The organism is Pseudomonas fluorescens, from assembly GCF_003732425.1.
GTDB lineage: Bacteria > Pseudomonadota > Gammaproteobacteria > Pseudomonadales > Pseudomonadaceae > Aquipseudomonas > Aquipseudomonas fluorescens_BE.
In genome coordinates this window covers 689,483-708,677 of record NZ_MOBX01000003.1, presented here as the reverse complement: position 1 = coordinate 708,677, position 19,195 = coordinate 689,483, and the positions used below count along the sequence as shown (strand labels likewise).

Genomic DNA, 19,195 nt, shown 5'->3' with positions numbered 1-19,195 from the left:
CCATGAACGCCCCCCTGCCGTCCGAACCGGGCATCCGCGTCAGCCTCGCCGAGCTGATCGAGATGCGTCACCGTGTGCGCGAGGTGCAGCTGTTTTCCACGCCGAGCCAGCGCAGCCCGCTGATCGGCCTGCATCACTCGAAATTCCGTGGCCGTGGCGTCGACTTCGATCAGGTGCGGGTCTATCAGGCCGGCGACGATGTGCGCACCATCGACTGGCGCGTCACCGCACGCACGCAAGAGCCGCACACCAAGCTGTTCCATGAAGAACGCGAGCGGCCGATTTTCATTATGGTCGAGCAAAGTACGCGGCTGTTTTTCGGTTCCGGGCTGATGTTCAAATCGGTGCTGGCAGCGCAAGTGGCGGCTTTGATTGGTTGGGCCGCGCTGGGGCATAACGACCGGGTTGGCGGGCTGGTGTTCGGCGACAACGAGCACTACGAAATCAAACCACGGCGCAGCAAACAGAGCCTGCTGCAACTGCTCAACCGTCTGGTCAAGGTCAATCAGTCGCTGCACAGCGAGCGAGAGCCGGATCGTGATGCGTTTGGCGTGGCCCTGCGCCGTGCCCGCGAAGTGCTGCGCCCGGGCAGTCTGGTGATTGTCATCTGCGACGAGCGCGCCCTGTCCGACAGCGCCGAGCAGCAACTGAGTCTGTTGTCGCGCCATTGCGATCTGTTGATGCTGCCGCTGTCGGATCCCCTTGATCACGCCCTCCCCGCTGCCGGCCTGCTCAGATTCGCCGAACGCGGCGCACAACTCGAACTCGACACTCTGAATTTCGAGCTGCGCCAGACTTACCGCGCTCAAGCCGAAGCACGCATCGCTCGCTGGGAACTGCTCGCGCAGAAGCTGCGGGTATTGCTGATGCCGCTGAGCACGCAAAGCGAAATGGTCGAGCAGATGCGCGAATTCCTCAATCCGCAGCGTCCGGGGAAAGGTCGATGAACGGCCTCGAACAACTGCAACCGCTGATCTCGCCGCCACCGATTGCCTTCTGGCCGCCGGCACCGGGTTGGTGGCTGCTGCTTCTGTTGCTGCCGCTGCTGGGTTTCGCCGTGTGGCGCCTGCGCCGTTTCATTCCGATGAAAAAACGCCCGATCGTCCGTGCCGAACAGCCGCTCGACCCGGTGCGCATCGCCGCCCTCGCCGAACTCGCACAAATGCCCAAACCCTACGACGGCGCCCCGGCCGGTGCCTGGCTGCAGCAACTCAACGGCCTGCTCAAACGCCTATGCCGCAACCACTACCCCTACAGCCAGAGCCACACCCTCAACGGGCGAAAATGGTTGGCGTTCCTCGATAACCGTTGCCCGGCCGCCGGCCTGACGCGCTGGATGGTGCTGGTCGAAGGCGCTTACAAACCGGAATGCAAACTCGACGACAAAGCCATCGCCGGCCTGACCCAGGCTGTCGACACGTGGATTCGCAAACATGTTTGAGTTCGCCTGGCCGTGGATCTTTGTGCTGGTGCCGCTGCCGTGGCTGATGCGTCTGGTGCTGCCGGTCGCCGACAGTGGCGAGCCAGCCCTGAAAGTGAGTTTCCTCGCCGATCTGGAAGGCCTCGCCCGCCGTCGCGCTCGCGCCAACCTGCCCGCGTGGCGTCAACAGGCGCCGTTCATGCTCTTGTGGCTGTTACTGCTGACCGCCGCCGCCCGCCCGCAATGGCTCGGCGAACCACTACCGATTGCTGCCAGTGGGCGTGATCTGCTGGTCGCAGTGGACGTGTCCGGCTCGATGGACTTTCCGGATATGCAGTGGCAGGACGAAGAGGTCAGTCGCCTGACGCTGGTGCAGCATCTGCTCGGTGATTTCCTTGAAAGCCGTGATGGCGACCGCGTGGGCCTGATCCTGTTCGGCAGTCAGGCCTATCTGCAAGCGCCGCTGACTTTCGACCGCCACACTGTGCGCGTCTGGCTCGATGAAGCGCGAATCGGTATCGCTGGCAAGAACACCGCCATCGGCGACGCCATTGGTCTGGCGCTGAAACGCCTGCGCATGCGTCCGGCGCAGAGCCGCGTGCTGATTCTGGTCACTGACGGTGCCAACAACGGTGGTGAAATCGATCCGCTGACGGCGGCAAAACTCGCCGCCAGCGAAGGTGTGAAGATCTACCCGATCGGCATTGGCGCCAATCCTGAGGACAGCGGTTCGACCGGCTTGCTCGGCGTCAATCCGAGTCTGGATCTCGACGAGCCGGCGCTCAAAGCCATCGCCGAAGTCACCGGCGGTCAGTATTTCCGAGCCCACGATGGCAAGGAACTGCAAGCAATCAAAGATACCTTGGACCAACTCGAACCCGTGACCCAACAACCGACCCAGGCCCGCCCGGCACAAGCCTTGTATCACTGGCCTCTGGCGCTGGCGCTGTGGTTGAGCCTGTTGCTGGTCGCCCGTGAATTGTGGCCGGATAACCCGCTGCAACGCCTGTTCAGCAAGGAGCTGTATCTGCAAAGTCCGCTGCCTGACTGGCGCGAGCGTCTCAAGCGCCTGCGTTTGCGGAGGCGCCGATGATCGCGCTCTGGCCGCACTGGTTCCGTCCGTGGTGGTTGCTGTTGCTACCGCTGCTGGGCTGGCTGATCTGGCAACTCTGGCACCGGCAGAAACGCGCCGGGCGCTGGCAGATGATTTTGCCGCCGGCGTTTCATGCCACCCTGCTCAGCGGCGGGAATGGTCGCGACAGCAAACTGCCGTGGGTTGCCCTTGGCGTGGCGTGGCTGCTCACGGTTCTGGCGCTGCTCGGACCAAGTTGGGAGCGCGTCGAACAGACCAGCCAGAAACCCGCCGATCCGTTGGTGGTGGTACTGGAACTGACCCCGGAAATGCTCGCCACCGACTCGCCGCCGACGCGACTGGAACAGGCCCGGCGCAAGCTGTTCGACCTGTTGCAGGCGCGCAGCGATGCGCAGACCGCCATCGTCGTCTACGCCGGCAGCGCGCACACACTGGTGCCACTGTCGGATGACCTGGCGACCAGTCGTAATTTGCTCGATGCCCTGAAACCGTCGTTGATGCCGGAAAGCGGCCATCGTGCCGATCTGGCGGTGAACAAAGCGCTGGCCCTGTTGAAACAGGGCGCGCTCGGTCAGGGACGGATTTTGTTGATCGGCTCGTCATTGAACGAAGAAGAACGCCAAGGCATTCGCCGCGCACTCAGCGGGCAGTCGGCGCAACTGTTGATGCTCGGCTTCGGCACCGCCGAAGGTGCGCCGATTGCCCAGGAGGACGGCAGTTTCCTCAAGGACGATCAAGGCGCGATCCGCGTGCCGCAACTCGACAGTCCGGGCCTGAGCGCATTCCTCAACAGCGTCGGCGGCGAATATCACCCGGCCCGCCTCGACGAAGCGGATCTCGGCGCGCTCGGCCTGCTCAACGGTCCGCGCAGCTTGCGTGACGACGGCCAGACCGTGCGCCTGGATACCTGGGCCGATCAGGGTTACTGGCTGCTATTGCCGCTGCTGTTACTGGCCGCGTGCGCCGGGCGCCGTGGCTGGCTGTTCTGTCTGCCGCTGCTGTTTTGCTTGCCGCAGCCGAGCTACGCTTTTGAATTCGAAGACCTGTGGCTGCGTCCCGACCAACAGGGCCTGCACCTGCTCAAACAGAAGCGCCCGGCCGAAGCCGCGCAACATTTCGACGATCATCAGTGGCAAGGGGTGGCGCTGTACGAGGCCGGCGACTACAGTGGCGCCGCCCAGCGCTTTGCCGAAGGCAGCGATGCTCGCGCCCACTACAATCGTGGCAACGCCTTGGCAAAAAGCGGTGAGCTGGAAGCGGCAATCGACGCGTATGAACAGGCCCTGGAGCTGCAACCGGATTTGCGCCCGGCGCAGACCAACAAGGCGCTGGTGGAAAACCTGCTCAAGCAGAAAAACACACCGCCGCCCGCCGAGCCGGACACCAAACCGGCCGAACAGAGTCTGCCCGGCGACGAACCACCGCCCGCGACCGCACCGCCACCGGCGGTAAAAAGTGAATCTCAGAGCGAAGCGCAACCGAGCGAATCGGCCAGCGAACCGCCACCGACTACGCCGCCGCAGCCAGGCCCCAATGAAGTGCCGGGCAGCGACGAAGAAGAACAAACGGACACCGTGCCGACGCTGCGCCCGAGCGAGGACAACCTCGAAGGCGAGCAGCGCCAGGCACTGGAACAATGGCTGGGCAAGATCCCGGATGATCCGGGCGAATTGCTGCGACGCAAATTCTGGTACGAACAGCAACAACATCAGGATCAGGAAAACACTCGATGACCCGCTTCACCGCTCTCTTGCTGCCCCTGCTGCTCTGCACGGCCACCGCCCACGCGGCCGAGCTGACCGCCAGTGTGGATCGCAGTCGCCTGAACTCCGGCGAGACGGTCGAGCTCACCCTCGAAACCAGTGACGTCACCCAGTTCGGCAAACCCGATCTGACCGCGCTGGAAGCGTTGTTCGAAGTGCGCGGCACGCGGCAGGTCAACCAGCTCAACACCCTCAATGGCGACAACCGCGCGACCACACGCTGGATCATCACCCTGCTGCCGAAAGAGAACGGCAGCGTGGTGATCCCGCCGCTGCAACTGGGTGACGCGCAGAGCCAGCCGATTACCGTGCAAGTGGTCGAAAGCGATACCCGCGAGAATAAAAACAGCCTTGATCCGGTGTTCATCGAGGCCAGCCTCGATCAGTCCAGCGTCTATGTGCAGGCGCAGGCGATCCTGACCCTGCGCATCTACCATTCGGTGTCGCTGTACGACGACAGCAGCCTGACGCCGCTGCAAATCGCCGATGCGCGCATCGAACAGCTTGGCGACACGCGTACCTACGAAAAAGACCTCAACGGTGTGCGCCATGGCGTGATCGAAATGCGCTATGCGATCTACCCGCAGCACAGCGGTTTGCTGACCATTGCGCCGCAAACGTTCAGCGCCACACTGGTCGACACGCAGCCGTCACAGGATGCGAATGCGCAGGGGCCGAAGCCGGGCAAATTGATGCGCGTCAGTTCTTCTGAAATCCCCCTGACCGTCAAACCCAAACCCCTGACCTACCCGGTCGACGCGCCATGGCTGCCCGCGCGCAGCCTGAGCCTCAGCGAAAGCTGGAACCCGGAGCCGGAACACACTCAGGTCGGCGATTCCCTGACCCGCAGCCTGACATTGAAAGTCGAAGGCCTGGCCGCCTCGCAACTGCCGGCGCTGCCCGCCACCGACGTCAACGGCCTGCGCCGCTACCCCGACCAACCGGTGCTGAGCAACCAGAGCACCGACCGCGGCATTGTCGGCAGCCGCGAAGAGCGCGAAGCCCTGGTGCCGAGCCGCAGCGGCGCCATCGACTTGCCGACGGTGGACGTGGTCTGGTGGAACACCTTCGAAGATCATCTGGAACACAGCAGCCTGCCCGCGCGCACCCTGCAAGTGGCCAACAACCCGAGCCTGCAAGTCGACACCCCGGCCGGCAACCTGCAACCGAGTGTCGTCGATAACGACGTGTTGTGGTGGTGGAAACTCAGCACCCTGATCCTCGCCTGCACCACCCTCCTCGGCTTCGGCCTTTGGTGGCGCGCACGCTGGCAACCAGCCGTGCATCGCGCCGCACAAACCGGCCCGAGCCCGCGCACCTTGATGGATGACATCAAGCGTGCGAGCCAGGCGAATGACCCGCAGGCGACACGGCAGGCGCTGGATGCGTGGGCGCGGCAGCAGCCGGAGACACTGGCAGACATGGCGGCGCGGTTTGTGCCGTTGTCGGATGCGCTGGATGGGTTGAATGGTGCGCTGTACAGCGAGACGGGGCAGCATTGGCAGGGTGAGGATTTGTGGCGGGCGATCCGGGCGATTCCGACGGCGGAACGGGTGCAGGATCCGGTGGGTGATAGTGGGTTGCCGCCGCTTTATCCGAAGTAAAAGAGCAAAAAATCGAAGCCTTCGGCAGCTCCTACAGGGAGTATGTGTAGGAGCTGCCGAAGGCTGCGATCTTTTGATTTTGCTTTAGGGAAAAAAGGCTGTCACGAGTTCAAAATCTTCAGTAATCACTCTTTCACCTCCGGAAATGGATTGTTCCAATCATCCCCTCTTCCGAGTGTCCACAGAAAAGCTAGACACAGTTGGCCTCGACATCCTGTCAACTTCAATCGCCCAATCCCATGCAACTAATTCACTTCCTTTATATAGGAAGAAAACTGTCCATCACCTTGATCCACATGCAGGCGCCCGCACTGCTGGCATCGATAAACTGTAACGGCCCCTTGGTCTATCGTTTCGTAGAACTCGTCTTCTGAAAGCCAACGTGTTGATAGCACACAGCCAATTTCATCTATCTTCTGCTCAGCGACCAGAGACATTTCACACTCGGACGTCCCTTGAGACAGGTTAATGACGTGACCGCATACACAAGCAAATTTTGGCATGGCTACTGAAGCGTCCTTTTTCTGTTAAATCTTTGTCTTATAGCCATTTTAGAAGCTCAGCCTCATCGGAAATTTCCATTATCAGGGCGTCCAGATCCACGATTTCTAAAGCCCGGAAAGGGAACCGCACTCACCCAAAATGATATCAATATAATGGCCAGATACCAGATAACCGCTGTCTGGCATCACCGGAATGCCCAACCGTGTCCCGCCCGAACAAGCCCCACCCGCGCAATAATCTGTAAACTCTCCCCTCTTTCGCCGCCCATCACTTCCCCGCGGCCATCACCTCTTTAAATGTTGCGGAGTCCACCTTGCGTCTGTTCCACACCTCCGACTGGCACCTTGGGCAAAACCTGCACGGCCAGGAGCGCGACTTCGAACATGCGTGCTTCCTCGAATGGCTGCTGCGCCAATTGCAACTGGCGCAGCCGGATGTGCTGCTGATTGCCGGGGACATCTTTGACACGGTCAATCCGCCGGTCAAAGCTCAGGAACGCCTCTACGACTTCATCGTCAGCGCCCACGAACAGCAGCCGTTGCTGACCATCGTGATGATCGCCGGCAACCACGACTCCGGTTCGCGGATTGAATTGCCCGCGCCGTTGATGCGCCGTTTGCGCACCCACGCGCTGGGTCGGGTGCTGTGGCTGGATGACGGGCAACTGGACGCCGACCGCTTGCTGTTGCCACTGCCAAATGCCCAAGGCGAAGTCGCCGCGTGGTGCCTGGCGCTGCCATTCCTGCGCCCGGCGGAGGTGACGGGCGCGCACCTGGGCGACAACTATTTGCGTGGCATCGGTCAGGTGCATGAATGGCTGATCGAGGCGGCCAACGCCAAGCGCAAACCCGGTCAGGCCTTGATCGCCATCAGCCATGCACACATGGCCGGCGGTTCGGTGTCAGAAGACTCCGAGCGCAGCCTGATCATCGGTAACGCTGAAGCCCTGCCCGCCAGCCTGTTCGGGCCGAGCATCAGTTATGTCGCCCTCGGCCATTTGCACAAGCCGCAGAAGGTCAACGGTGAAGAACGCATTCGCTATAGCGGTTCGCCGATTCCGTTGTCGTTCTCGGAGATCAGCTATCAGCACCAGATCCTCGACGTCACCCTCGACGGCGAAACGCTGGTCAGCGTCGAGCCGAAACTGATCCCACGCTCGGTCAATCTGCAACGAATCGGCCCGGCACCGCTGGCGGAGATCCTGCTGCAACTGGCGGATCTGCCGAACATCGATCTGCTCGCCGAAACCCAGCGGCAACCATGGCTGGAAGTGCGCGTAACCCTCGACGAGCCACAGCCGGATCTGCGCCATCAAGTCGAAAGCGCCCTGCAAGGCAAAGCCGTACGACTGGTGCGCATCGCCGCCGAGTACGCCGGCAACCGAGGCGCTGACGGCAGTGATGACGGCACCGCGCTGATCGAACTCGACCAACTCACCCCGCAGGAACTGTTCAGCCGCGCCTGGCTCGACAACTACGGCAGCGAGGTCGATGAGCAGACGCTGAAGGACTTCGCCGAACTGCTGCAAGACGTGCAACTGGAGGGCGAGCAGCCATGAAGATTCTCGCCATTCGCTTGAAGAACCTTGCCTCGCTAGCCGGGCCGTTCGAGATTGATTTCACCGCTGAGCCGTTGGCCAGTGCCGGTTTGTTTGCGATCACCGGCCCGACCGGTGCCGGTAAAAGCACCCTGCTCGACGCGCTGTGCCTGGCGTTGTTTGGCGCCGTTCCGCGCCTGAACAACACCGGCCGTGACGCCAAAGTCCCGGATGCCGACGGTGAAATTGCCACTGGCGACCCGCGCACTCTGCTGCGTCGCGGCACCGGTGAAGGTTATGCCGAGGTGGATTTCGTCGGTGTCGATGGCCGTCGCTACCGTGCGCGCTGGGAAGCCAACCGCGCCCGCGAAAAGGCCGGCGGCAAGTTGCAGGCCAGCCGGCAGAGCCTGCGCGATATCGATCAGGATCAACTGCTCGCCAGTCAAAAAGGTGAATACAAAACCCAACTGGAAGCCGCGCTCGGCCTGAACTTCGAACAGTTCACCCGCGCCGTGCTGTTGGCGCAGAGTGAGTTCAGCGCGTTCCTCAAGGCTGACGACAACGACCGCAGCGAACTGCTGGAAAAGCTCACCGACACCGCGCTGTACACCCGCCTCGGCCGCCGCGCCTTTGACAAGACTAAAGAGGCCCGCGAAGCGCACAAACTGTTGCAGGATCAGGCTACCGGCGTGACCCCGTTGGCGCCCGAAGCCCGGGCCGAACTGGATGAGCGTTTCAATACTGCGCAACAGCAAATGAAGTTGCAGCAGGCGCAACTTAAGCAGCTTGAGCAACAGCACGGCTGGCTCAAGGATTTGCGTGTGTTGCAGGACGCGCAGCAAGCGGCCGCAGAACAACTGCACAGCGCTCAACAGCAATCGGAAAGTCTGGCCGGCGAGCGGGTGAAACTGACGCGCCTGGAGCAGCTCGGCCCACAACGGCATCAGTTCGCGCGCAAAACCGAACTCGATGCCCTGCTGACGCCACTGGCCGCGCAAATCGCCGCGCACACACAGCAGCATGCCGAACTGACTGAGCGCCAGACGCAGCTGGACCAAAACCTCGAAGCGGCGAAAGTCGCCCTGAGCGAAGCGCAACAACGGCAAAGCGAAAACGCGCCGCTGTTGCGTCAGGCCTTTGAAGAGCAAAGCGCCCTCGCCCATCTGGCCAAGGATGTCGCCAATAGCGCGCAAGCCAGACAAGAGGCCGAGCAGGCTTGCAGCGATGGCCAGAACGCCATTCAAGCCTTGCTGGAAAAACAGACCCAGGTCGCCGAGCGCCTGCAACGCATCGCCGCCGAACTTGAGCAAAGCGCTCATCTGGCGCCGCTGAGCGATGCGTGGAATGCCTACCGCGATCGCCTGCAACAGCTGATGCTGATCGGCAACCGCTTGAACAAGGGCCAGGCCGAACTGGCGAGCCTCGAAGAAAACGCCACGCGCAGCGCCGCGGAGCTGACCTCGCAGAAACAGCAACTTGAAGTGCTGTTCAAAGAGGCCGGCGCCGAACCCGATGCCGTCGCCGAACAGATCGGCCTCCTTGGCACGCTGCTGCAGGACAACCGCAAGCAATTGCGCGCTTTCGAAGACCTGTCACGTCTATGGGCCACACAACAGGATCTCGACAAACGCAACAGTGAGCTGCAACAACGTCAGCTCAGCGCCCAGCAGGAACGCGAGCGGCTGACGCAGGATGGCGTGAAAACCAAAGCCGAGCTGACCGTCGCCGAGCAAACCCTCAACGTCACCCGCGAGCTGCTTGAACGCCAGCGTTTGGCGCGCAGTGCCAGTGTCGAGGAGTTGCGTGCGCAGTTGCAGGACGATCAGCCGTGCCCGGTCTGTGGCAGCAACGAGCACCCGTACCATCAGCCTGAAGCGCTGCTGCAAAGCCTCGGCCGCCACGATGAAAGTGAGCAGGCCAATGCACAACAGGTGGTCGATCAGCTCAAGGAAAAACTCATCGAGCTGCGCGCCGAAGTCGGCGGCGTGATTGCTCAGCAGAAAGAACTGCTGCAACAGCAGGAACAACTGGCCGCCCAGCAGCAAGCCTTGGCGCCGAGCCTCGACGCGCATCCGCTGGCCGCGCAGTTGTTCAATCAGGACGCCGACAAGCGCGATGCCTGGCTCGCCCGGCAAAACGAGCAACTGAACCAGAGCATCACTCAGGACGAACAACGCCAGAGCGCCCTGCTCACCCTGCAACAGGACGCCGCGCGGCTGACCCAGCAATTGCGCCAGGCCGAAACCGCGCATCAGCAAGCGGCGCAGCACCTGAGCAATCAGCAGCGCGAGCTGAGCAGCGATCGCCAGCGTCTCGACGAAGAACTCAGCGCGTTCGGCAATCTGCTGCCAGCCGACACCCTTGAAGCCTTGCGCCAGGAGCCAGCGGCGACCTTCATGCAGCTTGACCGGCAGATCGCCGAGCGCCTGGCGCAGGTCGACCAACAGAAGGAAGAACAGGCCGAGCAGCAACAGCGTCAACAAACCCTAGAGAAAGAACAGGACCGCCAACAGACCCGTGCACAGCAGTTGCTCAGCGCCGAACAGCAATTCACGGCGCTGACCGAACAGCAGCAAGCCTGCCAGCAAAAACTCGCACAGTTGCTTGGCGAGCACGCCAGCGCCGAGCACTGGCAGCAGCAGCTTGAGCAAGCGGTCGAGCAGGCGCGCAACACCGAAACCGGCACCGCGCAGGAACTGCAAAACCTGCGCACGCAACGGGTGCAGATCGCCGCCGAACTCAAGGCCCAACAAGAACGTTTGCAGGCGCTGCAAAGCGAAGACCAGGATCTGGCTGGCAAGATTGCCGACTGGCGCGCCCGTCATCCGGAGCTGGATGACGGTGGCCTCGAAGATCTGCTGCGGGTCGATGACGCGCAAGTCGCCGAACTGCGCCAGCGCTTGCAGCACAACGAAAAAGCCATCGAGCAGGCCAAGGTGTTGCTGCAGGAACGTGACCAGCGTCTGCTCGATCATCAGGCCCTGCACAACGGCAACCTCGATGCCGAACAACTGGCCAGCGCCCTCGCCGACCTGCAAAACCAGTTCAACCTCAGCGAGCAACAGTGCGCCGAACTGCGTGCCGAACAGGCCGAAGACCAGCGCCGGCAGAACGCCAATCAGGCGCTGGCGCAGCAGATCGCCTCGGCCTATGCCGAGTATCAACGCTGGGCGCGCCTGAGTGCCTTGATCGGTTCTGCCACCGGCGACACTTTCCGCAAGATCGCCCAGGCCTACAACCTCGACCTGCTGGTGCATCACGCCAACGTGCAACTGCGCCAACTGGTCAAACGCTATCGCCTGAAACGCGGCGGCAGCATGCTGGGCCTGCTGGTGATGGACACGGAAATGGGCGACGAACTGCGCTCGGTGCATTCGTTGTCTGGCGGTGAGACGTTCCTGGTGTCGCTGGCCCTGGCGCTGGGTCTGGCGTCGATGGCCTCGAGCACGCTGAAGATCGAATCGCTGTTTATCGATGAAGGTTTTGGCAGCCTCGATCCGGAATCGTTGCAACTGGCCATGGATGCGCTGGACGGTTTGCAGGCGCAGGGCCGCAAGGTCGCGGTGATTTCCCACGTGCAGGAAATGCACGAGCGGATTCCGGTGCAAATTCAGGTGCAGCGTCAGGGCAACGGTTTGAGCACCCTGGAGGTGAAATGAACACGCTGTATTCCTTCCGCCGCTGCCCGTACGCGATGCGCGCGCGGATGGCACTGCGTTATTCGGGCGTGCCAGTGGAGATCATCGAAGTCAGCCTCAAGGCCAAACCGGCCGAGATGCTGGCGATCTCGCCCAAAGGCACGGTGCCGGTGCTGAATGCGGAGGGTCGGGTGATTGATGAGAGTCTGGAGATCATGCGCTGGGCGTTGGCGCAGAATGATCCGGATGGCTGGTTGCTTGAGGATGACGCGCGGATCGCCGAGCTGATCGAAGCGAATGATCAGGGTTTCAAGACGCACTTGAATCGCTATAAATACGCCGAGCGCTACCCGGAACAGCCGATGGAAGTTTATCGGGCAGAGGGGGCGTTGTTCTTGCAGCGGCTGGATGAACTGCTGACCGATCGTGAGTACTTGCTGGCCGATCATCCGAGCCTGGCGGATATCGCCCTGCTGCCGTTTGTTCGGCAGTTTGCGCATGTTGATCGTGAGTGGTTTACGCAGACGCCTTACTTACGTCTACAGGCCTGGTTGCAACGTTTCCTCGAGTCAGACCTCTTCACCTCGGTCATGAAGAAGTAACTACAGCACTCCTGTAAACGGTGAGCCCCTGTGGCGAGGGAGCTTGCTCCCGCTCGGCTGCGCAGCAGTCGCAATCCATTGGGCTCGGCACATCAGGAATACTGTGTCTGCAGGATTTGGGGCTGCTTCGCAACCCAGCGGGAGCAAGCTCCCTCGCCACAGAGGACTGAGTTGTCTAGGCGAGTGCGTTGCACATGCCCAGTGCCATGCAATCCACTTCGAAGGGCCCGAGAAAATCGGCCGAGACTTTTACCGGTGGATTGCCGGCCATCAGCCCCAGAGTATTCGCCCGTTCGATGTTGTGTGCGATGTTGTGATTGGACTCTATGGCTCGGGCCAATGCACCCACCGAGCCTTGGCCGATTCCCAGTAACGATGCGCCGTTGGTGAAGAACGCCAAACCGGCGATCACCCAGAATCTATAGCCTTTCATGCTCCGCCGACGCCTGCGAGTTCGGCCCGGTCGACCGTCACGCTTTGCGCGCGCAGTTCGAACTGCACGCCGGGGTGGGCGACTTGAATCGGCGCTTCGAAGCTGTGTTCCATTTGCGAGGCGATGCTGACGACCAGCACCACGGCCAGGTAAAGACCGATGGCCAGGTAGGCGCCGCGTTTGGCTGAATGAAGGATTGCGCTGGCCATGGTGTTCTCCCGTGGGCAGGTTTCGATGTCCACAGAATCAATCAAAAAAGCCGCGCTAACCACTCAGGGTTTGCCATAGTAAACATCAGCTTGGTTGATTATTTAGCCAGTCTATTGGCGGGTTTGAAGAAACCTATCAGTTCGCAAAAAACACACGTGTAGGAGCTGCCGAAGGCTGCGATCTTTTGACGTTGAAGATCAAAAGATCGCAGCCTTCGGCAGCTCCTACAGGGAGTCGCGCAAGTCGGGCATTTCAGTGTTGGGCTTTGTGATCCAGGGCGGCGTAGAAGTTGGCGCTCTGTTGCAGGTATTTTTGGGTGTAGCTCTGGGTGTGGGATTTTTTGCTGTTGATTTCGACGTTGGCACTGGCTGGCAGTACAACGGTGGCGGAGATGGCGGAAGCAGCAATCACGGAGAAGAGATTGAAGTTCATGGCGGTAACCCTCGTGTTCGTTTGGCTTGTTTGCCCGGTTGGGCCGTGAAGCAAACTTAACGCTCGAGGGTTGATCGCTTTAAATGCTTTGTAGCATTACCGGTTATCAGCGCGATTAATACAAAGAGACAGGCCCCGTAAACCGGGGCCTGTGGCTTATTGTCGCACGATGAACTTGAGGTCGCTGGGCGCGTCCATCGGCAGTTTCTGCACGGTTTTGCCGAGCAGACCGGTGTTGCCATCGCGCTCGACGACGACAATTTCGTTGCTCTTCTGGTTGGCGATCAGCAGGAATTTGCCACTTGGATCGAGGCTGAATTCGCGCGGGTGATCACCTTCCACCGAGCGTTTTTGCAGCTCTTTGAGCTGACCACTCGCCGGATCAATCGCAAAGACCAGCAGTTGATTGGCGGTGCCACGGTTGCTGACGTAGAGGAACTTGCCATCCGCCGAGGCGTGCAGCGCCGCAGCAGCCTTGTCCGAAGTCGGCTGGCCAGCCGCCAGATCGACCAGTTGCGTCTGGGTCAGCACGCCGTCGTGGTAATCGAATACCGCGACCTGCGCGCTCATTTCCATGGTCAGCCAGGCGTGTTTGCCGTCAGCACTGAACAGTAAATGCCGTGGGCCGCTGCCGGCAGGCAACGCCACGGATGCGGTTTTCGCTGGGGTCAGCGGCAGCTCCGGGTTGGCTTTCGGGTCGAATTGATAAATGAACACCTTGTCCGCGCCCAAGTCATTGGAGAACACATAGCGGCCGTCCGGCGAAGAGACCGTCGAATGCACATGGTTCGACGCCTGGCGCTCCGGGTTGACCCGGCTCGCCGGGTGCGCGCTCATCTGCACAACGGGTTTGAGTTTGCCGTCAGCACCGACCGGCAAGACCGCCAGCGTTCCGCCCGGATCTTCCATCACCGAATAGTTGCTGACGAACAGATGGCTGGCGTCACCGCTGAGGCTCGAATGAGTCGGTTCGTTGCCCAGGCTCTGCACTTGATTGATCAGGCTCAGGGCATGGGTTTTCGGATCAATCGAATAACTGCTAACGCGACCGACCGGGTCTTTCTGGCCGGGGCCGTTTTCATTGACCACAAACAGGCGATGCTGGTCTTTGGACAGGGTCAGCCACGACGGGTTTTCGCTCTTCACCACTTGCAGCGGCTTGGCGGCGATCTGGCCGGTGGCGCTGTCGAAGTTCATGCGATAGAGGCCCTGGCTGGTGCCAGCGGTGTAGGAGCCGACCAGCAACTGGAAGTTCTCCGCAGACGCCGTGGACAGGCCCATGGCACCGACGCTGCCGGCCACCAGCAGCGGCCAGAATTTACGCATTTTCATCAGTGTCATCCTCGTCATCGCTGCTGCTGACTACATCGCCATGACAAACCAAACGGTGTTCGCCGATCGCTTTGGTTTCATTGAAATAGCCGACGATCAACCAGCTCTGCAAAGAGTCGTCGAAGGTTGCAGCGGCAACCTGAGCCGGGGTGAATTCCCAATGCTTGGCCGCGCGGCCATCGATGCATTCGATGTGCAGATTGTCGTCTTCGTCGAGGGCAAATTCGAAGGCATGCAGGCCGTCGATTTCGACCATACCGCAGTGTTCGAGGGCGTTGAGAAGGGTTTGGGCAGTCATGGCAAACAGTCTTTCTAGGGGGAAAGGGCCAATGATAGCTCAATGTGATCCAGAGGCCTTATGGGAACCCTTGTGGGAGCGAGCCTGCTCGCGAATGCGGTGTGTCAGGCCATGAAAGGCTGACTGAAAGAATGCATTCGCGAGCAGGCTCGCTCCCACAGGGATATTGGCTGGCAGTTACAGCGCGTCGCGTGAGGGCTTGCCGTCAACGAGGCGCTGGATGCGCAGCGGGTTGGCGTTTTTCAGCGGCTCCGGCAGCAAGCTGTCCGGGTAGTTCTGGAAGCACACCGGGCGCAGGAAACGGTCGATGGCCAGCGTACCCACCGACGTGCCACGGGCATCGGACGTCGCCGGATACGGCCCGCCATGCACCATCGCATCGCACACTTCGACACCGGTTGGATAACCGTTAAGCAAAATCCGCCCGACCTTCTGTTCCAGTAACGGCGTCAGCTCAGGGAAACGTTCGAAGTCCGCCGGCTCACCAATGATCGTCGCCGTCAGTTGCCCGTGCAGGCCATGCAGTGCGGCGCTGAGTTGCGCCTTGTCCGCCACTTCGACAATCACCGTGGTCGGGCCGAAGACTTCTTCTTGCAGCACTTCATCGCCATTGATCAACAGGCTGACATCAGCCTTGAACAACTGCGGCTGCGCTTGATTGCCCTGCTGTGGATTGCCGGCCAGATGCTCGATGCCGGTGTGTGCCAACAGTTTCTGCAAACCTTTGCCATAGCTGCCGAGGGTGCCGGCGTTGAGCATGGTTTGCGCCGGTTGATCACCGATCAAACCCGCGACCTGCTGCACGAACGCGCTGAACTGCGGCGAACGAATGCCGATCACCAGACCGGGATTGGTACAGAACTGACCACAGCCTTGCACCACAGAGGCAGTCAGGTCACGAGCAACGGTTTCCGAACGTTCGGCGAGCGCCTGCGGCAAGACGATCACCGGGTTGATGCTCGACATCTCGGCAAACACCGGGATCGGCTGTGGGCGCGCAGCGGCCATGTCGCACAGCGCACGTCCGCCCCTGAGCGAACCCGTAAAACCGACCGCCTGAATCGCTGGGTGCTTGACCAGCCATTCACCAACGCCACCGCCGTAGATCATGTTGAACACGCCGGCCGGCATCGCAGTTTTTTCCGCAGCGCGGATCAGCGCATCGGCGACCATTTCTGCTGTAGCCATATGGCCGCTGTGTGCCTTGAACACCACCGGGCAACCAGCGGCCAGTGCCGACGCGGTGTCGCCACCGGCGGTGGAAAACGCCAGTGGGAAGTTGCTTGCGCCAAACACCGCTACCGGGCCGAGACCAATGCGGTATTGGCGCAGGTCCGGACGTGGCAATGGCTGGCGATCGGGCAGTGGCAGATCAATACGCGCACCATAGAAATCACCTCGGCGCAGGACTTTGGCGAACAGACGCATCTGCCCGCTGGTGCGTCCGCGCTCACCTTGAATGCGTCCGGCGGGCAACGCCGTTTCGCGGCAGACCACGGCGACGAAATCATCTCCGAGCGCATCCAGTTCATCGGCAATCGCGTCGAGAAACTGCGCGCGGCGTTCAGCGCTGAGGCTGCGATAAGCCGGGTACGCGGCAGCGGCAGCTTTGGCGGCGGCGTCGACTTCTTCAACCGTGGCCTGAATGAAATCGTTCGGCAATTGTTCGCCCGTCGTTGCATCGACGGAGTGCAGTTTGACGTCGCCAGCCGCACTGCGCTGACCACCAATGTAGTTGTGACCGAGAATCTGAGTCATGGGATCTCCTTAAAGGGTGCCGATGCTGTCCGGCGCAAAAGCGGCCGCGATCGGCACGATGCCGTTGACCAGCGGTGCGCCGAATTCGGCCTGGCTGATTTCGAACAGGTCGCCCGGTTGGGTGCGGATGCCATCGGCGAACGACAGGGTCGCGGTGCCGAAGAAGTGAATGTGCACATCGCCCGGGCGCAGGAACTGACGATATTTGAAGTGGTGGTATTCGAGGTTGGCGAGGCTGTGGCACATGTTCGCCTCGCCACTGAGAAACTCGTTTTGCCAGAGCACTTCGCCGTTACGCAGGATGCGACTGCTGCCGGCAAGGTGTTGAGGCAGTTCCCCGGTGCGAAGTTCCGGGCCATAGCTGCAACTGCGCAGTTTCGAGTGCGCGAGGTACAGGTAATTCTTGCGCTCCATGACGTGGTCGGAGAACTCGTTGCCCACCGCAAAACCGAGACGGTAAGGCTTGCCGTCGTGGCCGATCACGTAAAGGCCGGCCATCTCCGGTTCTTCACCGGCGTCTTCGGCAAACGGTGGCAGCGGGAACGGCTGACCGGGGCGCACGACGATGCTGCCATCGCCCTTGTAGAACCACTCCGGTTGCACACCGGCCTGGCCCGCTGCCGGTTTGCCACCCTCCACGCCCCATTTGAAAATGCGCATGGTGTCGGTCATTGCCGCTTCGTCGCCGGCCTGTTGGTGCATCTTGTCGCGGGCCGAGGCGCTGCCCAAGTGGGTCAGGCCGGTGCCGCTGACCAGCATGTGGGCCGGATCCGGGTGGTCGAGGGGCGGCAGGATGCGCAGTTGCGACAGTAGCTCGGCGTAGTCGTGGCTGCCGCCGAGGCCGAGGGTTTGCACGTGCTGTTCAAGGGAGTGGCCAGCCTCGATGGCGGCCAGCGCCAGATCGCGCACGCTGCGCGCGTCCTGCACTTCGCGCACCCGCCCGTTGTCGACCATGCCGACGCGGCGCTCGCCGTTGCTTAATTCGAATTGAACCAGATGCATGATTTTCTCCTATTCCCTCTAAAAACACCGCCGACCCACTGTGGGAGCGAGCCTGCTCGCGAAAGCGGTGTGTCAGTCACCTCAAATGTTGAATGTGCCGGCCTCTTCGCGAGCAGGCTCGCTCCCACAGGGGGTCAGCGCTGGTCAGTCAGGTTCGTGTGGCGCCACGGGCGCTGGCGGCAAATTGCTCGACCGGGAGCACGTGTTTGCGTTCCAGCACGCGATAAACCACGCCCGTCAGGATCAGACCGAACACCATCACGCCCGACAGGAAATACAGGCCTGACGCGAGATTGCCGGTGTACTCCTTCAATGCCCCAATCACGAACGGCCCGATGTACCCGCCGAGATTGCCCACCGAGTTAATCAACGCGATCCCCGCCGCCGCACTCGCGCCGGCAAAGAACCGCCCCGGCAAGGTCCAGAACACTGCGGTGCAGGAAAACAGCGCGAACGCCACCAGACACAGCGCCGCCAGTTGCGCCACCGGCAACGACAGCCACGCACTCATGAACAGGCCAATCGCGCCCAGCACATAAAGGACGGCCAGATGCCCGTAACGATCATTCAACCGATCAGAACTGCGCGGCACGATCAGCAAACCTATGATCCCGAAGATGTACGGCACCGACGACACGAAACCGGTGACCAGGTCGCTGCCGCCGAACTGTTTGATCAACGTCGGCAGCCACAGACCGAGGCCATAAATGCTCAACGTCACCGGCAGATAAAACAGCGCCAGCAGCAACACGCGCTTGTCTTTCAGCGCATGCAGCGGGTTGCCGTGACGGGTCTGGCCGTATTCCTGCAAATCCTTTTTCAGCTCGCCGGTCAGCCAGTCCTTCTCCGCCTGATCCATCCATTTCACTTGCTGTGGGCCGTCCGGCAACCAGCGCAGCACCGGCCAGGTCAGCAGGATCGCCGGGGTGCCAATGACGATGAACAGCCACTGCCAGCCGTGCAGGCCCAGAACGCCGTCCATGCCGAGCAAACCGCCGGAGACCGGGCCGGTAATCATCATGGCGATGGGTTGGGAGAGGATGAACAGGCCGAGGATCTTGCCGCGATGGCGCACCGGGAACCATTGGGTGATGTAGTAGAGAACGCCGGGGAAAAACCCCGCCTCGGCCGCGCCGAGCAGAAAGCGCATCACGTAGAAACTGTGCGGGCCCTGAACGAAGGCCATGCCGATGGTGATCGCGCCCCAGGTGATCATGATCCGCGCAAACCAGCGTCGTGCGCCGAAGCGTTCGAGCATCAGGTTGCTGGGGATTTCGAGGAGAAAGTAGCCAATGAAGAACAGCCCGGCGCCAAGGCCGTAGGCGGCATCGCCGATGCCAATGTCGGCGCCCATGTGCAGCTTGGCGAAGCCGACGGCGGAGCGATCCACATAGGCGATCAGGTACAGCAGGATCAGGAAGGGAATCAGTTTCAGCGTAATGCGCCGGATTAGCCGCAGTTCCTGGCTCATGAGATCGGTCTCCGATTGTTGTTTTTATAGAACCTCGGGGGACGCCTCTCACGGTTAACCGTCAGGGCCATCCCTCCGTCGAAAACGACTATATAGTA

At 61.3% G+C, this 19,195-nt stretch carries 16 protein-coding genes; 8 read left to right on the top strand and 8 right to left on the bottom strand.

Annotated elements, in window-relative coordinates; all coding sequences use genetic code 11:
* Positions 1–2: 2 nt before the first annotated feature.
* From BK670_RS06075 to BK670_RS06035, 8 genes are all read left to right on the top strand, one after another.
* Complete coding sequence (locus BK670_RS06075; RefSeq protein WP_123449027.1) at positions 3–947, top strand: DUF58 domain-containing protein; 945 nt, start codon at positions 3–5, stop codon at positions 945–947.
* Entirely contained in the window at positions 944–1,441 is a 498-nt protein-coding gene (locus tag BK670_RS06070) for a DUF4381 domain-containing protein (RefSeq protein WP_095050116.1), read from the top strand. The genes BK670_RS06075 and BK670_RS06070 overlap by 4 nt, the downstream gene beginning before the upstream one ends.
* Complete coding sequence (locus BK670_RS06065; protein ID WP_123449026.1) at positions 1,434–2,513, top strand: vWA domain-containing protein; 1,080 nt, start codon at positions 1,434–1,436, stop codon at positions 2,511–2,513. Before BK670_RS06070 ends, BK670_RS06065 begins: the two co-directional genes overlap by 8 nt.
* Positions 2,510–4,246, top strand: a complete 1,737-nt coding sequence (locus tag BK670_RS06060) for a vWA domain-containing protein (protein ID WP_123449025.1) — start codon at positions 2,510–2,512, stop codon at positions 4,244–4,246. The genes BK670_RS06065 and BK670_RS06060 overlap by 4 nt, the downstream gene beginning before the upstream one ends.
* A complete protein-coding gene (locus BK670_RS06055; RefSeq protein ID WP_123449024.1) occupies positions 4,243–5,880 on the top strand; it encodes a BatD family protein in 1,638 nt (545 codons plus the stop codon). The genes BK670_RS06060 and BK670_RS06055 overlap by 4 nt, the downstream gene beginning before the upstream one ends.
* Positions 5,881–6,697: 817 nt before the next feature.
* A complete protein-coding gene (locus BK670_RS06045; RefSeq protein WP_123449022.1) occupies positions 6,698–7,942 on the top strand; it encodes an exonuclease SbcCD subunit D C-terminal domain-containing protein in 1,245 nt (414 codons plus the stop codon).
* Entirely contained in the window at positions 7,939–11,580 is a 3,642-nt protein-coding gene (locus BK670_RS06040; RefSeq protein ID WP_123449021.1) for an SbcC/MukB-like Walker B domain-containing protein, read from the top strand. Before BK670_RS06045 ends, BK670_RS06040 begins: the two co-directional genes overlap by 4 nt.
* Positions 11,577–12,161 (top strand): glutathione S-transferase, encoded by a 585-nt coding sequence (locus tag BK670_RS06035; RefSeq protein WP_123449020.1) that lies wholly within the window; start codon positions 11,577–11,579, stop codon positions 12,159–12,161. Before BK670_RS06040 ends, BK670_RS06035 begins: the two co-directional genes overlap by 4 nt.
* A gap of 175 nt (positions 12,162–12,336) precedes the next feature.
* Here the strand turns inward: BK670_RS06035 and BK670_RS06025 are convergent, their stop codons facing one another.
* From BK670_RS06025 to BK670_RS05985, 8 genes are all read right to left on the bottom strand, one after another.
* On the bottom strand, positions 12,337–12,594 hold the full coding sequence (locus BK670_RS06025) for a hypothetical protein (protein ID WP_123449018.1): 258 nt from the start codon (positions 12,592–12,594) through the stop codon (positions 12,337–12,339).
* Complete coding sequence (locus BK670_RS06020) at positions 12,591–12,803, bottom strand: hypothetical protein (protein WP_123449017.1); 213 nt, start codon at positions 12,801–12,803, stop codon at positions 12,591–12,593. Before BK670_RS06020 ends, BK670_RS06025 begins: the two co-directional genes overlap by 4 nt.
* A gap of 253 nt (positions 12,804–13,056) precedes the next feature.
* The gene (locus BK670_RS06010; RefSeq protein WP_007917967.1) at positions 13,057–13,236 is read right to left on the bottom strand and encodes a hypothetical protein; all 180 of its coding nucleotides are present in this window, start codon (positions 13,234–13,236) and stop codon (positions 13,057–13,059) included.
* Positions 13,237–13,392: 156 nt separating this feature from the next.
* Complete coding sequence (locus BK670_RS06005; protein ID WP_123449016.1) at positions 13,393–14,568, bottom strand: lactonase family protein; 1,176 nt, start codon at positions 14,566–14,568, stop codon at positions 13,393–13,395.
* Positions 14,555–14,866: a DUF5629 family protein gene (locus BK670_RS06000; protein ID WP_008088034.1), complete on the bottom strand. Its 312-nt coding sequence runs from the start codon at positions 14,864–14,866 to the stop codon at positions 14,555–14,557. The genes BK670_RS06005 and BK670_RS06000 overlap by 14 nt, the downstream gene beginning before the upstream one ends.
* Before the next feature lie 177 nt (positions 14,867–15,043).
* Positions 15,044–16,624: an aldehyde dehydrogenase (NADP(+)) gene (locus tag BK670_RS05995; protein WP_123449015.1), complete on the bottom strand. Its 1,581-nt coding sequence runs from the start codon at positions 16,622–16,624 to the stop codon at positions 15,044–15,046.
* Between the two features lie 9 nt (positions 16,625–16,633).
* Positions 16,634–17,626, bottom strand: a complete 993-nt coding sequence (gene araD1, locus BK670_RS05990) for an AraD1 family protein (protein ID WP_123449014.1) — start codon at positions 17,624–17,626, stop codon at positions 16,634–16,636.
* A gap of 148 nt (positions 17,627–17,774) precedes the next feature.
* On the bottom strand, positions 17,775–19,097 hold the full coding sequence (locus BK670_RS05985) for an MFS transporter (protein ID WP_123449013.1): 1,323 nt from the start codon (positions 19,095–19,097) through the stop codon (positions 17,775–17,777).
* Between the last annotated feature and the right edge of the window lie 98 nt (positions 19,098–19,195).

What these genes read in the sequence shown, in the direction of transcription:
- BK670_RS06075 (WP_123449027.1), top strand. Translation starts at nt 3, where the DNA reads ATGAACGCCCCCCTGCCGTCCGAACCGGGCATCCGCGTCAGCCTCGCC.
- BK670_RS06070 (WP_095050116.1), top strand. Translation starts at nt 944, where the DNA reads ATGAACGGCCTCGAACAACTGCAACCGCTGATCTCGCCGCCACCGATT.
- BK670_RS06065 (WP_123449026.1), top strand. Translation starts at nt 1,434, where the DNA reads ATGTTTGAGTTCGCCTGGCCGTGGATCTTTGTGCTGGTGCCGCTGCCG.
- BK670_RS06060 (WP_123449025.1), top strand. Translation starts at nt 2,510, where the DNA reads ATGATCGCGCTCTGGCCGCACTGGTTCCGTCCGTGGTGGTTGCTGTTG.
- BK670_RS06055 (WP_123449024.1), top strand. Translation starts at nt 4,243, where the DNA reads ATGACCCGCTTCACCGCTCTCTTGCTGCCCCTGCTGCTCTGCACGGCC.
- BK670_RS06040 (WP_123449021.1), top strand. Translation starts at nt 7,939, where the DNA reads ATGAAGATTCTCGCCATTCGCTTGAAGAACCTTGCCTCGCTAGCCGGG.
- BK670_RS06035 (WP_123449020.1), top strand. Translation starts at nt 11,577, where the DNA reads ATGAACACGCTGTATTCCTTCCGCCGCTGCCCGTACGCGATGCGCGCG.
- BK670_RS06025 (WP_123449018.1), bottom strand. Translation starts at nt 12,594, where the DNA reads ATGAAAGGCTATAGATTCTGGGTGATCGCCGGTTTGGCGTTCTTCACC.
- BK670_RS06020 (WP_123449017.1), bottom strand. Translation starts at nt 12,803, where the DNA reads ATGGCCAGCGCAATCCTTCATTCAGCCAAACGCGGCGCCTACCTGGCC.
- BK670_RS06010 (WP_007917967.1), bottom strand. Translation starts at nt 13,236, where the DNA reads ATGAACTTCAATCTCTTCTCCGTGATTGCTGCTTCCGCCATCTCCGCC.
- BK670_RS06005 (WP_123449016.1), bottom strand. Translation starts at nt 14,568, where the DNA reads ATGAAAATGCGTAAATTCTGGCCGCTGCTGGTGGCCGGCAGCGTCGGT.
- BK670_RS06000 (WP_008088034.1), bottom strand. Translation starts at nt 14,866, where the DNA reads ATGACTGCCCAAACCCTTCTCAACGCCCTCGAACACTGCGGTATGGTC.
- BK670_RS05995 (WP_123449015.1), bottom strand. Translation starts at nt 16,624, where the DNA reads ATGACTCAGATTCTCGGTCACAACTACATTGGTGGTCAGCGCAGTGCG.
- araD1 (WP_123449014.1), bottom strand. Translation starts at nt 17,626, where the DNA reads ATGCATCTGGTTCAATTCGAATTAAGCAACGGCGAGCGCCGCGTCGGC.
- BK670_RS05985 (WP_123449013.1), bottom strand. Translation starts at nt 19,097, where the DNA reads ATGAGCCAGGAACTGCGGCTAATCCGGCGCATTACGCTGAAACTGATT.